This window comes from Streptomyces sp. NPDC048288, from assembly GCF_043201555.1.
GTDB lineage: Bacteria > Actinomycetota > Actinomycetes > Streptomycetales > Streptomycetaceae > Streptomyces.
Genome location: NZ_JBICZD010000002.1, coordinates 919,318 through 933,455, shown reverse-complemented (window position 1 = coordinate 933,455; position 14,138 = coordinate 919,318). Strand labels below are relative to the sequence as shown.

10 protein-coding genes and 2 tRNA genes are annotated in these 14,138 nt (G+C 70.8%); 9 read left to right on the top strand and 3 right to left on the bottom strand.

Annotated features, from left to right (window positions below):
- Window positions 1-1,404: 1,404 nt before the first annotated feature.
- Window positions 1,405-1,902 (bottom strand): GntR family transcriptional regulator, encoded by a 498-nt coding sequence (locus ACGFZS_RS10630; protein ID WP_393794773.1) that lies wholly within the window; start codon window positions 1,900-1,902, stop codon window positions 1,405-1,407.
- Between the two features lie 171 nt (window positions 1,903-2,073).
- On the opposite strand from ACGFZS_RS10630, the gene ACGFZS_RS10625 reads away from it, so the two are divergent.
- The 7 genes from ACGFZS_RS10625 to ACGFZS_RS10595 all read left to right on the top strand — a co-directional run bounded on the left by ACGFZS_RS10625 (window position 2,074) and on the right by ACGFZS_RS10595 (window position 8,339).
- On the top strand, window positions 2,074-2,430 hold the full coding sequence (locus ACGFZS_RS10625; RefSeq protein WP_355713543.1) for a hypothetical protein: 357 nt from the start codon (window positions 2,074-2,076) through the stop codon (window positions 2,428-2,430).
- Window positions 2,431-2,578: 148 nt separating this feature from the next.
- A complete protein-coding gene (locus tag ACGFZS_RS10620) occupies window positions 2,579-4,018 on the top strand; it encodes a cell division protein FtsK (protein WP_393794772.1) in 1,440 nt (479 codons plus the stop codon).
- A gap of 48 nt (window positions 4,019-4,066) precedes the next feature.
- Window positions 4,067-4,765: a DUF2637 domain-containing protein gene (locus tag ACGFZS_RS10615; protein WP_393794881.1), complete on the top strand. Its 699-nt coding sequence runs from the start codon at window positions 4,067-4,069 to the stop codon at window positions 4,763-4,765.
- A gap of 150 nt (window positions 4,766-4,915) precedes the next feature.
- Entirely contained in the window at window positions 4,916-6,403 is a 1,488-nt protein-coding gene (locus ACGFZS_RS10610) for a replication initiator (protein WP_393794771.1), read from the top strand.
- A complete protein-coding gene (locus ACGFZS_RS10605) occupies window positions 6,400-6,582 on the top strand; it encodes a helix-turn-helix domain-containing protein (RefSeq protein ID WP_053560287.1) in 183 nt (60 codons plus the stop codon). Before ACGFZS_RS10610 ends, ACGFZS_RS10605 begins: the two co-directional genes overlap by 4 nt.
- Window positions 6,582-7,868, top strand: a complete 1,287-nt coding sequence (gene xerC, locus ACGFZS_RS10600; RefSeq protein ID WP_393794770.1) for a tyrosine recombinase XerC — start codon at window positions 6,582-6,584, stop codon at window positions 7,866-7,868. Before ACGFZS_RS10605 ends, xerC begins: the two co-directional genes overlap by 1 nt.
- 171 nt (window positions 7,869-8,039) lie before the next feature.
- A complete protein-coding gene (locus tag ACGFZS_RS10595) occupies window positions 8,040-8,339 on the top strand; it encodes a hypothetical protein (RefSeq protein ID WP_123975809.1) in 300 nt (99 codons plus the stop codon).
- A gap of 154 nt (window positions 8,340-8,493) precedes the next feature.
- On the opposite strand, the gene ACGFZS_RS10590 is transcribed toward ACGFZS_RS10595, so the two are convergent.
- Together ACGFZS_RS10590 and ACGFZS_RS10585 are read right to left on the bottom strand one after the other, a co-directional pair.
- Window positions 8,494-8,566, bottom strand: a tRNA-Arg gene (locus ACGFZS_RS10590).
- A gap of 302 nt (window positions 8,567-8,868) precedes the next feature.
- Window positions 8,869-8,962 (bottom strand) — tRNA-Ser (locus tag ACGFZS_RS10585).
- 169 nt (window positions 8,963-9,131) lie between these two features.
- On the opposite strand from ACGFZS_RS10585, the gene ACGFZS_RS10580 reads away from it, so the two are divergent.
- Window positions 9,132-9,563: an SSI family serine proteinase inhibitor gene (locus ACGFZS_RS10580; RefSeq protein ID WP_393794769.1), complete on the top strand. Its 432-nt coding sequence runs from the start codon at window positions 9,132-9,134 to the stop codon at window positions 9,561-9,563.
- A gap of 311 nt (window positions 9,564-9,874) precedes the next feature.
- The gene (locus ACGFZS_RS10575) at window positions 9,875-14,083 is read left to right on the top strand and encodes a PAS domain-containing protein (RefSeq protein WP_393794768.1); all 4,209 of its coding nucleotides are present in this window, start codon (window positions 9,875-9,877) and stop codon (window positions 14,081-14,083) included.
- Window positions 14,084-14,138 lie beyond the last annotated feature (55 nt).

Here is a 14,138-nt window from a genome sequence, read left to right as displayed (position 1 = left end):
GTGTGCGCCGAACAATCACCCGTCACGTGTGTTTCCAGCAACCCCCGCCGGCCTCAACCACGCTTCCTCCATCGTCACGGCCGCGCCTCGCCTCGACCTTGGCGTTGTCGCACAGCCCAGCCTCGGGGCTCGGCCGCGACGCTGCAGGCCATGCGGCTTCAACTCGATGGGCAGTTGGATGGCGTGGTCGTACTTGGTGGGCGTCGGCCTGGTCCTGGTGCTCGAACTGGTCGGGGTTCTTCCTGGCTTGGTCGTCCGCCTTGGTCGGGGCTGCGCGCTGAGCGGGTGGGGGCCGCCGGAGCGGCGGCGGAGACAAGGAGCGGCGGGGGGGGGGGGGGGGGCGGGGCCGCGGGGGCGGGGCGCCCCGGGGGGGGGGGGGGGCGGGGGGGGGGGGGGGGCGGGGGGGGGGGGGGGGCCCCCGGGGGGGGGGGGGGCCCCGGGCCCCCCCCCCCCCGCGGCCCGCCGCAGGCGGGCCGCCTTGATCCAGTAAAGAAACTCTGGACAGCTCCGCTGCACCGAGCCCCTTGGCCAGTCGCACGGCCATGTCGGACCACGATTTCCCAACTGCTGATCGACTTGAACGCCGCTTGGTCCAGATGCAGCCGTATTCATGCCCATTTGTTCTGGAGACTGTCGAACTTTATCCACAGGCCGGGGATTGCAGGATGCCATTGCGCGGTTGGTCGGGCCCCAACAGACCACACCGTTACTTTTCCGTGACCATGGTCGCCCACTGGTGGTCGGCTTCGTGGTCGGGGGTGGGTGATGCGCTGACTTTCGTCGGCCGGCTGTCACACCGACCGGTTCGCCGACACCTGTAGCAAGCGAGCAAGGAAGTCAGACCGCAGATGGAGAGGTGGCGTGGATCACAGGCACGGGTGTCACACCGGAATGGATTTCGACACCCCTATAGACGGCTGCCGACGGACCGAGCGGCGAAAAGTAGCACGGGAGTGCCGGTTAGCCAAACCGGCGATTCTCCGGACTATTGGTGGTCCTGGCCGACGACTGGAAGAACGAGTGGCATGCCCGTACGCGATCGCGATTTCTCGCCCAGAGGAACACGGCGAAAAGCGAGAGGCGGATTCGTCCCGCCTCGCGGGAGTGCGACCGCACACCACCTCGCCGCTCACGGCCTGGCCGGTAGACCTGGCTCAACAGCCGCGATGACCACTCGCCAACCCGGACGGGCGAGCCCTCGACGGCTGGACGAAGACAGCACACGGCAAGAGCACGTCAGCGAACGGGGAGACATGACCGAGCAGATATCCGGCACGGAAATGGAGTTGATCGAAGTTCGCAACCGGGAGTCGGCGGAGATGGTCGCGCTGGTTCGTGAGATGAGGACCACGGTGGCCAGGCTCGGTCGTGAGGTAAGGGAGATGCGGGAAGAGGTCGCGCGTCTCAGGACTGGGCCGGAGGCCACGACGGCGGCTGCTGAGTCCTCTTCAGCTCCTCGACTTCCCGGCGCAATTCCTGATGGTCGGCGCTGAGCGCTCGAATCTCGTCACGCAGTGCCGTGAGCATCTCAGCAAGGGAGGGTTCGGCGGCTTCCGGGCTGCCGGACTCACCCACATCGGAGAGGCCGGCTCCATCGGCGGCAGGCTCTGCCGAGTTCTTCAGATACCAGGCCGGCGGGGTGTAGTCGGCGCCGACGCCTTCGATGTCCGTGACGAAACTGCCCCGGCCCTGGATGGTGTAGATCAACCCTTCGTCTCGGAGCACTCCGAGGGCAGAGCGGGCGGTCATGTTGGCGACCCCGAACCGCTCTTGCAGCTCGCGATAGGAGGGCAGCTGCTCGCCTGGCTTGTAGCGGCCTGCCTTGATCTCACGCCGAAGCTCATCGGCTGCGTGCTGATAGGGCGGCCGACGGTCGGGCTTAGCAGGGCTAGCAGGCGTCATGCCTCCCAGGGTAGCGAGAGCTAGCTGCCCTAGCACACCCCTCTGACAAACGCCCCCCTATATCCTCGCCCACCTAGCAAGGCTTGCTCACTTGACATAGCTAGCTGGGCGAGGTTCTATGGATCACGCTTCACCACCTGGCGGAGCACCTGCTGAAAGGACGTAACACCCATGGCTCGTATCCGTGTTGGCCTGCTCCCGACCGCGTCGTTCATGGTCGGCACCCTGCCGGTGCCGAAGTACGCGGACGCTGAGAAGACCCAGTTCGCGACCGACCGCGAGACCGGCGCGAAGCTCTACACGATCACCCTCTTCTTCATGGAGGAGGACCGCGCCGAGGCGCTGAAGATCACCGTTCCGGAGACCGGTCTTCCCAACGGCCTCAAGCCGGGCCTGCCGGTGATGCCGGTGGAGCTGTTCGCCACCCCGTGGGCCCGGATCTTCAACGGCTCGCTGTCGGACGGCATCGCCTACCGCGTGGACCGGCTCGACCTGCTCACGCCTGCTCCGGCCGCTGAAGCGGCGTGAGCGGCACCGCCTTCCGGTCTGGCGTTGAGCGTGGCTACCTGCTGCCTCACGCCGGGCCGGATCCCCGGTACGGCAAGTCGCTCGTGCGCTGGGCGGAGCTCGAATCGGCCTTCACCATCCCCCGCTACGACCCACAGGAGAACGGCACATGAAAGAGCTGAACGACACGTTGGAAGGGGCCTACGGCTTCGGCGCCCTGATCGTCGGCCTGGGACTGGTCGCCCTGGTCGCGTGGACGGCGTGGTGGGTGGTCCGCTACCTGCGTGCCGACGTCATGACCCGGCAGTCGATCTGGCAGGCCGCACGCGTCCGGCGAGGCTGGAAGCGGCTCGCGCCGATGCTCAAGCTGTCGGCCACGGACAAGACTCCGACCGCGATGGCCGCGCTGTCGAACACGAACGGCAAGCCCATCAAGCCCCGCGTCCTGGTCCCCGCCCTCAAGGTCACCCATGACGCCTACGGGGTGATCGCGCGGGCGGCCTGTCTGCCGGGCGTCGGCCTGGAACAGTTCCAGAAGGCGGCTGCGCACCTAGCGGACGCCTGGAGGTGCACACGCGTCGCGGTCACGCAGGACAAGCCGGGATCGGTGGTGATCCGGGGCGTACGGCTCGATCCGCTGAAGTTCCCGACCGAGCACCGCCCCACGGGTGACGTGCCGGAGGAGACGGCCCGGTGGGACCTGGGCCTGGACGAGTACGCCCAGCCGGTGTCGGTGAATCTCACTCAGGTGCCCGGCGTGACCGTGGCCGGCCTTCCCGGCTTCGGCAAGACCAGTCTGATCAATCGGCTTCTGTCGGACTGGGCTCCCTCGCCCGCGGTGCAGTTCGCCTGCGCGGACGGCAAGGTCTCCGCCGCGTACGAGGGCGACTACGCCGACTGGGTCCAGCGCATGTTCGCCTTCGTCGGTGACGACCTGGAAGAGGCCAACAAGCTGTTCCGCCGCCTGGTGGAGCTGAGGCGCGTCCGCTCGACGTGGCTGCGCGAGATCTTCAGCGTGAAGTCCATCTGGGACGTTGGCCCCTCCGAGGACTGGCCGTTGGTCGTGCTGATCATCGACGAAGCGCACACCTACTTCCGCGACCACAAGGGCAGCGACCCGAAGACCAAGAAGCTGGCCGCCCTCGCCGCCGAGAACGCCCGGCTCGTCGAAGACCTGGTGAAGAAGGGGCGCTCGGTCGGGATGCTCGTCATCCTGGCCACCCAGAAGTCCACGGGAGACGCGATCCCCACCTTCATCCGCGACGTGTGCCCCGTGGGGATGAGCTTCGCGCAGAAGACCGCCGAAGCCGCTGTCGCCGCACTCGGCGAGGAGATCCGGGAATGGCCCGACGCCAACCCGATCAACCTCCAGGACCCAGCCTACGTCGGCGTCGCCTCCATGAACCACCCGTCACAGCCCGGCTTCATCCGCATCCGCACCCCGTACGTGCCGGACGAGTACGCCGCCGATGTCGCCAACAGCACCGCCCACCTGACCGCCGACCCGTACGGGCTCCTTGAAGCCTTGTTCGGCCCGCGCATCTGGGACAAGAACATCGACCTGACCAAGTCTGACGACCTGGCCGAGCCCGACGCCGACGCGGCCTGACCTCCGACCCACCCGCCCACCACACAGCTCCGAAGGGAGGTGAACTCTTTGACAGAGGACCGGATCACTCAGCGCACCATCACCGCCGTAATGATCGTCATCGCCGCGCTGGCGTTCGTCTTCTCCTTCGGCAACGTCTGGTCCCTCGCCCTGCGTCTGGGCGTCCCCGCCCCGATCGCCCCGCTCATCGCCCCGATGGTGGACCTGTCCGTGGTCGGCCTCCTGGTCGCCCTGCGCTACCTCTCACTGCGCGGTCTGCACGCCGAACAGATGACGGCGGCCACCCGGCTCATGCACTTCTCCGGGCTGCTGACCCTGGCCCTCAACGTCGCCGAACCGATCGCCGCCGGACACTACGGCCGCGCCGCCGTCGACGCCGTGGCCCCCCTGCTGCTCCTCGGCTGGGGCACCGTCGGCCCGCAGCTCCTGCGCGCCTTCCACACCGTCACCCGCACTACCGACCCGGCTCCTGTACCGGACGCGACCGACACCGCACCCGAGACGGTTTCCGATCCAGCCCCGGTTGTGGCTCCGCTCGCCGCCCCGGCCCCGCCCGTCATCCCGGCCCCGGTCGCCCCGGCCCCTGCCCAGCCCACCGCCAAGGTGCCGGAGCCTCTGCTGACCGAGGCACGCTCCATCGCCGCGTCCCACCAGGCCGAGCACGGAGAAACGATTACCCCGGCCCAGCTCAAGCAGCGGCTCGGCATCGGCCTGCCCATGGCCAGCGCGCTCCACGCGGCCCTGTAGCGCCACGCTCTCCCCGCCGGCCTTCCGGCACTCCCCCCCCTCGCCCGTCCCTGGGTCCGACCTGCCATGCCTGCGGGCAGCAGCCCGAGCGCACTGAATCGCTACTGCCCGCAGGCCCACCCTCGCGCCAGAACGGAGACCCCGCCACCCATGCGCCGCCCCCTCGACCTGCGTCACGTGATCAGCCCCAGCCTGCGGGACCTGATCGAACTGGCCAACACCCACGACTTCGACCGCGTCACCGAACAGATCCACGACCTACGCGGCTGCACCAGCCCCGTCAACCTCCACGGCTGGACGGTCACCACCGACCAGACCACCAAGGAAGTGGTCCGCTCCTACCGCTCCGAAGACGAACCTTCCGGACGCCTGCTGACCACCTGCGGCAACCGCCGCTCCTCCCGCTGCCCCGCCTGCTCCCGTGTCTACGCCGCCGACACCTACCACCTCATCAAGGCCGGACTCTCGGGCGGCAAGAACGTCGCCGAAACCGTCCGCGACCACCCCCGCGCCTTCGTCACCCTCACCGCCCCCTCCTTCGGCCCCGTCCACAACCGCAAGACCGACCACGCGGGCAAGCCCCGCCCCTGCGGCTGCGGCACCCACCACACCGAGGACGACCCGGCCTTGGGCACCCCACTCAACCCGGCTACCTACGACTACGCCGGCGCCGTGCTCTGGAACGCCCACGCCGGAGAGCTGTGGGCACGCTTCACCACCTATCTGCGCCGCGCCCTGGCCGCGCACCTCGGCATGACGCAGAAGGCGCTGAAAGCCGCCCTCCGTGTCTCCTTCGCCAAGGTCGCCGAGTACCAGAAGCGCGGCCTGGTCCACTTCCACGCCGTGATCCGCTTCGACGGCCCCGACGGCCACACCACGCCGCCCCCGCCCTGGGCCACCTTCGACGCCCTCAACGCCGCCGTGGCCATGGCGCGGGAGCGTGCCCGGCTCACCATCGCCTCCGACTCCGTCGGCGAACGCGTCATCGCCTGGGGCGACCGGTACAGGGTCGACCCCATCACCGCCCTGGGCGACGGTGTACTCACCGACGCCAGGGTTGCCGAGTACACCGATGCCAAGGTCGCCGGATACGTCGCCAAGTACGCCACCAAGAACGCCGAAGGCACGGGCACCGTAGACCGCACCCTGGTGTGCCGCCCCTGTGCCGGACGCGGCTACGTACGCGGCCCGGACGGCTTCCACGACCGGTGTGACGACTGCGACGGCACCGGACAGGCCGAACCCATCAAGGCCCTGCCCATCCAGCAGCACGTACGGCAGATGATCCGTACCGCCTGGGCCCTCGGCCACCTGCCGGAGTTCGCCGCACTCAAGCTCTGGAAGTGGGCCCACATGCTCGGCTTCCGCGGCCACTTCTCCACGAAGTCCCGCGCCTACTCCACCACCCTGGGCGCACTCCGCGACGTCCGCCGTGCCTGGCGCCTCGCCCAGGCCGAAGCCGCCCGCACCCGCGCCGGCCACCCCACCACCGGGGAGAACACCGCCCTCGTCACCGCCTCCTCCTGGACCTACCTCAGCAGCGGCTACCGCCCCGGTGAACAGCTCCTCGCCGCCCAGGTCCGCCACGACATCGCCCACACACAACGCGTGAAGCAGGAAGGGCTGGTGCCCGCATGACGACGGCCGTGCTCACCGTGGATCAGGTCGCCGAGCGTCTCGGCATCAGCCGCTGGAAGGTCCACGACCTGATCCGCTCACGCGAACTCGCCTCCTTCAAGATCGGCCGCTGCCGCCGTATCAGCGAATCTGCCGTGCACGCCTACATATCCCTCCAGACCGAACAGGAAGCCGCCTGATGGCCGCCAAGCCGAAGAAGAACCCGAACAACGAGGGCACCATCTACGAGCGCAAGGACGGTCGTTGGGAGGGCAGTGCGTACGTCCTGACCACGGACGGCACGTACAAGCGGCGCAGCGTCTACGGCAAGACCTGGGACGAGGCGCACGAGAAGCTGACGAGGCTCAAGGCGGACTCCCTCAACGGCCTCCCGGTCGCCACCAGCAAGATGACGATCGCCGAGTACCTGACCTACTGGCTGACGAACGTCGCCAAGGGCAAGGTCCGCAAGACCACGTACGTCAACTACGAATCCCTCGTCCGGAACTACGTCACCACGGAGTTCGGCAAGAAGAAGCTGGTCCGGCTCACCGCTCGCGACATCCGCGCCTTCCTCGCGAAGACGGCGGTCACCTGCCAGTGCTGCGCACAGGGCAAGGACAAGAAGCGGCCGGAGCACAAGCGGCGCTGCTGCGCCCTCCGGAAGTGCTGCAAGAAGCTCCCCTCTGATCGGACGGTGCGCTTCCTGCTGGTGATCCTGCGTGCCGCTCTCCAGCACGCCGTACGTGAGGACGAGTTGCCGCGCAACGTGGCCAGGAACGTGGAGCTGAGCATGGGAACGAAGCGCGAGATCGAACCGCTCACCGCCAAGGAGGGGCGTCAGCTCCTAGCGGCGGCCCGGGACAACCGGCTGTGGGCCGCGTACGAACTGGCGGTCCGCATCGGCCTCCGGCGCGGTGAGCTGCTGGGACTGCGCTGGTCGGACGTGGACCTTCACGAAGGCGTGCTCACCGTTCGGCAGGCACTACAGCGCGTCGGTGGTGAGCTGCTGATCGTCGCACCGAAGACTCAGCGCTCGGCCCGTCGCGTCGCCCTGCCGGCCGAGTGCGTGACGGCGCTCCGTGCCCAGCGGGCACAGCAGATCGCCGATCGGAAGGGCGCGGGGGACAACTGGAAGGGCACGGGCCACGGCCTCGTCTTCACCACCAAGAACGGGACCCCCATCGAGCCGCGCAACCTGAACCGCTCCTTCGAGGTCCTCTGCGTCCGCGCCGGCGTCCGCAAGGTCCGCTTTCACGACCTCCGCCACACCTGCGCTTCCCTCCTCCACGAACAGGGCGCCGACGCCCGCATGATCATGGAAGTTCTCGGCCACAGCTCCATCCGCGTGACCATGGACATCTACACCTTCGTCCGGCTGGACTCCCAGCGCTCCGCCTTCGACCGCGTCGGGGAGGCGCTGAGGGGCGACGGCACAGATCCGGACGATGACGGCGGCGCGGCCGGGGCCCTCGTAGCTGTCTAGCCAGACGTCTTTGGTGCGTGGACCAGCCAGGATGCGCAGGATCTACCGCTGTCCGAAAGACGATCACTCATTTGCGGGACTTCGGCATACATGACCCATTTGGTGACGAGTCTCCCGTCGGCTGCCAGAGCCAGCCGAGCGATCCAACCCCCCACATGAAGGAAGTCGACAGTGAGCTTCATCCAGACCGGCAAGATCGACCTGAGGTCCGACAACCCGATCGAGACGAGCGGCGGCAACACCTCGACCTTCACGCGCGTCACGTTTCCGACTCCGTTCCCTGCGGGCTCCAACGTCGTCGTCCTCCCGCTGACCCAGACCTTCAACGGCCCGGAGACGCCGGGGATCCGCGTCCATGACGTCACGAACACGGGCTTCCTGATCCGCCTCAACGAGGTGTACGCCGGCGCCACCAAGAGCGACGGCAAGCACACCACCGAGACCATCGGCTGGCTGGCCGCGACCGTCTGACGCACACGCTGCGGCCGGGCACAGCGATGCCTGCTCCTTCAAGAAGCGCCCAGCAAGAGCCCACGCGCCCTCTGAGGCGGTTGCCGTCAAACACTGCCGTCAAGGCATAAGCCAGAGGCCCTGTGGATCACTCCACAGGGCCTCTGGTCTGCTGTGCACTCGGCAGGATTCGAACCTGCAACCTTCTGATCCGTAGTCAGATGCTCTATCCGTTAAGCTACGAGTGCTTGTTTTTTGTTTTTCTGTCTTCGCTTCTTGCCCTTCCGGGCCGCTCGCGGCGACAGGAAGAACATTACATGACTGCCGCCGCCATGTGAAATCCGTTAGGCGCACCCCTTGCGACCTGCGAAAACGTCGAATCGTGGGGGTGCCGGCCGGTGTGCTGAAGTCCCGGTCGGTGGTCGTCGGTTGCGTGGTGCGGTTGGGTGGGCCGGGAGGCGTCCGGGTGTCGCCTGGATGATCGAGGGCTCGTCGGCGCCGTGAAACGGCTCAGGGAGCCAAGCCGGAATGGCTGGGCTCCCTGATCTTGTGGCGGAGGCGGAGGGATTTGAACCCTCGATGGGCTTTAAGGCCCAAACCGCATTAGCAGTGCGGCGCCATAGACCGGACTAGGCGACGCCTCCCGCACAGCCGCCCGCGTGAGCGCGAGTGGTGCGTGCAGATGATGACACAGTCGAGCGTGCTGTCACCAATCGGCTCCCACGGTACTAGGCAGCCGGGCCGCAGGGCAAAGCCCTTCCGGTCTGCGGAGGCGTCGCGCAACGTCCGGGCGGGCGACGCGTTGGGCAGGGCATGTCTCATGCCTTGTCTCAGGCCCTGTCCGCGGCCGCCGTCCTCGGGTCCTTCTCCGTCCTCCCCGTGGTTCCCGCCCCGCCCGCGGTGGCCGCCGGGACGGCGGGCGACCACCTCACCGTCACCGTCCGGCACGCCGGGGCCGGGCGGGACGGGGTGTACGAGGTGTCCTGTCACCCCGGCGCGGGCCGTCACCCGGATGTGGGCGGGGCGTGCCGGGTGCTGGACCAGAACACGCGGTGGGGGCACGACACCTTCGCCCCGGTCGCCCCGGGCAGCGCCTGCACCATGCTCTACGGCGGCCCGGCAACCGCCCATGTCACCGGCACCTGGGCCGGCCGCCCGGTCGACGCGGCGTACGACCGCAGCAACGGGTGCGAGATCGGCCGCTGGAACCGGATGGTGCCACTGCTGCCCGACCTCGGCCCGTGAAGCCGATGAACCCCGGGCAGGCAGGGGCGCGGGGCGGGCGGAGGGGGCCCGGCTCATTGGGCACGAGCTCATGACGTCGGCACAGCTGTTTCATGGCCGGAGCCCCGCTGCCGTAAATGTCTCGCGAAGGTACGGCGGAGGCGAAGCGTGTCGGTCACATGTTCGCCGTCACTTCGTCGTGCGACCTCCCTCTCATCCGGCGCCGCGACCGGAACCCGAGCCCTTAGACTCCCTCGCGTGACACGCTGCGAGCCGGTTGGCAAGATGGCCCGAGCGGTCGGCAAGGTGCGGTAACAGGGAGGAAGCGTCTCGTGAGCAGCAGGCCATCCCGAGGCGCTGCTCGCCTCGCAGCCATACTGGATGCGCTGCCGGATGCGTTGGTGCTGGTCAACGCCAACGGAACCGTGGTCAACGCGAACACCATCGCCCTGGAGGCCTTCGAGGCACCGGGGACGGCGCTGGTGGGGCGCGGGCTGCTCGATCTGCTTCCGGAGTTCGACTCACGGCTCATCCCCGGCTCGATGCGGCGGCCCGACCACATGGACCCGCGCGGGCGGACCAAGCCGACCCGGATGGTCGCCCGGCGCACCGACGGGACCGAGTTCCCGGTCGAGGTCACCAGCGCCAACCTGGAGAACGGACAGCAGGCCTACGACGGTTACGGCTACAGCGGCGACGAGCTGCTGATGCTCGTCGTGCGCGACCTGACCGGGACCGTGGACACCGAGGCCGAGCTGGCCCGCTCGCAGCGGCAGACCGAGATGATCCTGCGGGCCGCCAGCGAGGGTGTCGTAGGAACGGACACGGACGGGCGGATCGTGCTCGTCAATCCGGCGGCCGCCCAGATACTGGGTTACCGGGCCGGTGAGCTCGGCGGCAAGGAGCTGCACAACCTCGTGCTGCACTCGCGCGCCGACGGCTCGCCGTTCCCGTACGCGGAGTCGCCGCTCGCCGACACCCTGCGCTCCGGGCGCAAGCACCGGGTGCGCGGGCAGGTGCTGTGGGCCAAGGGCGACAAGAAGGTTCCGGTCGATCTGACGACCGCGCCGGTGCGCGACGGCGACCAGCTCGTCGGCGCCGTGATGACCTTCACCGACCGGCGGCCGTACGACAGCGTCGTCGACGAGAAGGACGCCCTGGAGAAGGCGCACGCCGAGGAGCTGGAGAAGCTCTCCGAGGAGCACGCCTCCGACCTGACCGCGCTGCGCCAGAAGCACGTCACCGAGGTGGAGGAGCTGCGCGAGCGGCACGCCGAGGAGGTGGCCGCCGGCGAGGACCGGTACGCGGCCCTCGGCGAGCGCGAGAAGGACCGGTACGAGGCCCTCCACGGGCGGCACGAGCAGTTGCTGACGCTGCTCGCGCAGTCGTTGCGCGGGCCGCTCGACGAGCTGCGCCGCGAGCTCGCCGCCCTCGCCGCCGACGACGCGGGGCAGCTGTGGCCCGAGGCCAACCAGGTGCTCCACCACCTTTCGGCCGGTTACTCGCGTATCACCCAGCTCATCGACAACGTGCTCGGCTACCAGGCGCTGGACGCCGGCACCGAGGACATCAACCGCACCAAGGTCATGCTGGACGCCGTCGTCGCCGCCGGTGTGGACGGCGCGGTGGAGCTGATCGGGCCCGGCCGGGTGCAGTTCGCCGTGCACGCGCCGCCCATCGAGGCCGAGGTGGACCCGCAACGGCTCGCCGTCGCGCTCGCGCATCTCGTCGCGGACGTGGCCGGCGTCGACGCGACCGGCAACGCGCCCGTCTCGGCGGGCGGCTACATGGACAACACCGTGGTCGTCGCGGCGGCCCAGCGCGGTGAGGTCGTGCGTATCGAGGTGCGCGGGCCGTATCCCGGGGGCGACCCGGTGCACGAGCCGATCGTGCGCGGGATCGTGCGCGCGCACGGCGGTGTGCTGCAGACCCACGACGTGCCGGGGATGAGCGGCAGCGCCTTCGTGCTGGAGGTGCCGATCGGGGGCGGCGCCGGGGCCGTGGCCCCGCCGCCCGGTCTGGCGCTGGAGGCGGCCCCCGTCGTCGAGGAGACCGGTGCCGGTGGGCGGCGGCGGGCCCGGCGGTCCTCCGTGGACGCCTTCCTGGAGAGCGACGTCCCTGGCGGGTCCGGCGGGTCCGGCGGGTCCGGTGAGGGCGAGGGCGAGGTTCCGGCCGCGCCGACCGGACGGCGGCGCCGGCGTGCCGCCGAGGCGGCGGGCCAGGAGGGCGGACCCGCCGCGATCGAGAGCGCGGAGTCGGCCTCGGCTACGGCTTCCGCCTCGGCTTCGGCTTCGGCTTCGGCTTCGGCCGCTGAGCCCGCGTCGGAGTCCGGTGGTACCGGGCGGCGGCGTGGGCGTCCGGGCGACGGTGACGCGGGAGTGGCCGAGGGTGCCGTGGTGACGGCGGCCGAGCAGGGCGCCGGGGCGGCGGCTTCGGCCACCGGGCTGGGCGCCGCCGTTCCGCCGCAGGGCGTGCCCGCGCCCGCGTCGGGGCGCCGCGCGCGCCGGGAGCCCGAGGAGCGGCAGGCGCTGCCGCCGGCGCTGCCCGCGGCCCCCTCCGAACCGGCGGCCGAGGACGGCCAGCCGGGCGGACGCCGGCGCCGTGCGCTGGCCGCGGCCGCCGAGCGGGCCGAGCAGCAGCAGGCGGGGCCCCGCCCGGTCTTCGCGCTGCCGCCCGCCGAGGCCGACCGCACCCCCGACCACGGCGAGACGGCGGGCGACGAGGGCCGGCACGACGCCGTGGCCCACGACCAGGCCGAGGACCACACCCCGCCGCAGCCGCACCCCACCACCGCGCCGACCGGCCGCCGCAGGCGGGCCGTGGGCCAGCCCGCGGAGGGGAACCCGGCCGCCGCCGCCGTGCCGACGGTGCCCGCGCAGGCAGCCGGGCCCGGACAGCCGGTTCCGCCCGGACAGCCGGGGCTGCCGGTTCCGCCCGGACACCCGGGGCTTCCGCTTCAGCCGGGGCTTCCGGGGCCGGGTATTCCGGTTCAGGCCGCCCCTGCGGCGCAGGTAGCCGCGCCGACGGGCGTTCCCGCACCGCAGGCGCTGCCGAGCGCGGCCGTACCGGCGCAGGGACAGGGACAGGAACAGGGACAGGGCGCTGTACCGGCCGTCGCCGCCGAGTCGGCGTCGACGGCTCCCGCCCCCGCCCAGCCCCTTCCGGCGGAGGCCGCCCCCGTGGCCCCGGCGCCCGTACCGCAGCAGTGGCCGGGCTCGGACGAGGCACCCGCCCTGCAGCCCGCCAGGCCCGCCACGCCCGCCCTGCCCCCCGCAGCGGCCGCCACACCTGCCGCCGCCCCCGCCCCAACAGCCACTCCCACCCCTCAACCCCCTCGTGCCGCACAGCCGTTGCCCGCCGAGGCGGCGGCGATGCCCGCGCCGGTCGACCCGGACTCCACCCAGGGCCGGGCGTTCAGCGTGCGGACGCTGGGGCAAGGGGTGCCGTTCTCGCGGCAGGCCGCGCAGGTGCAGCAGCCGACGGCCACCCCGCCCCCGCACCAGCCGGGCGGCAACGGACGGCGCCGCAAGCTGGGCACACCCCCGGACCCGGGCCCGCAGGCGCAGCCCGAGCAGACAGCCCGGCCGCACCCGCCCGCCGAGCAGCCGGTCGCCGCCAAGCCGGCCGCGGCCCAGCCGCTGCCGCAGCCGTCGCTGGCCGGGCAGTCCCGGCTCGTCGGCGCCACCGACGGCGCCGGACGGTCGTACGCCATAGGGGCGCCGGACGTGAACGCCGCCGAGGGGCCCGAGCCGCTGGACGGTCCGGGCGGTGCGATCGAGGTCGCGGATCCGCCGCGCCCGCAGCCGATGGACGACGAGCTGCCCCCGGAGCCGCTGGACAACCCGCGCCGGCTGCTGGTCTGGCCGGCGCCCGATGTCACCACCCAGCAGGCGCTGAGCGACCGCGGCTACCGGCCGGTGATCGTGCACTCCCGTGAGGAGGTCGACGCGCAGATCGCCGCGTTCCCGGCGGCGCTGTTCGTGGACCCGCTGACCGGGCCGATCACGCGCACCGCGCTGCAGTCGCTGCGGCAGGCGGCGGTGGCCGCCGAGGTGCCGGTGATGGTCACCGCCGGACTGGGACAGGCGACGCGGGAGGCGGCGTACGGCGCCGATCCCGCCGTACTGCTGAAGGCGCTCGCGCCCCGGGACAGCGAGCAGCACCCGCCGCGGGTGCTGCTCATCGAGGAGCACGCGGAGATCGCGCTGGCCCTGACGTCGACGCTGGAGCGGCGCGGGATGCAGGTCGCGCGGGCGGCGAGCGACGCGGACGCGGTGACGCTGGCGGGGCAGTTGCGGCCGAACCTGGTGGTGATGGACCTGATGCAGGTGCATCGCCGCCAGGCCGGGATCATCGACTGGCTGCGGGCGAACGGGCAGCTCAACCGGACGCCGCTCGTCGTCTACACGGCGGCGGTGGACCAGGCGGACCTGCCCCGGCTGGCGTCCGGGGAGACCGTGCTGTTCCTGGCGGAGCGGTCGACGAGCGGTGAGGTGCAGAGCCGGATCGTGGACCTGCTGGCGCGGATCGGGACGAACTGACGAAGCGCCGTCGGGGAACTGCCGTCAGCCGGCTTCACGTTGCCGGTGGCTGATC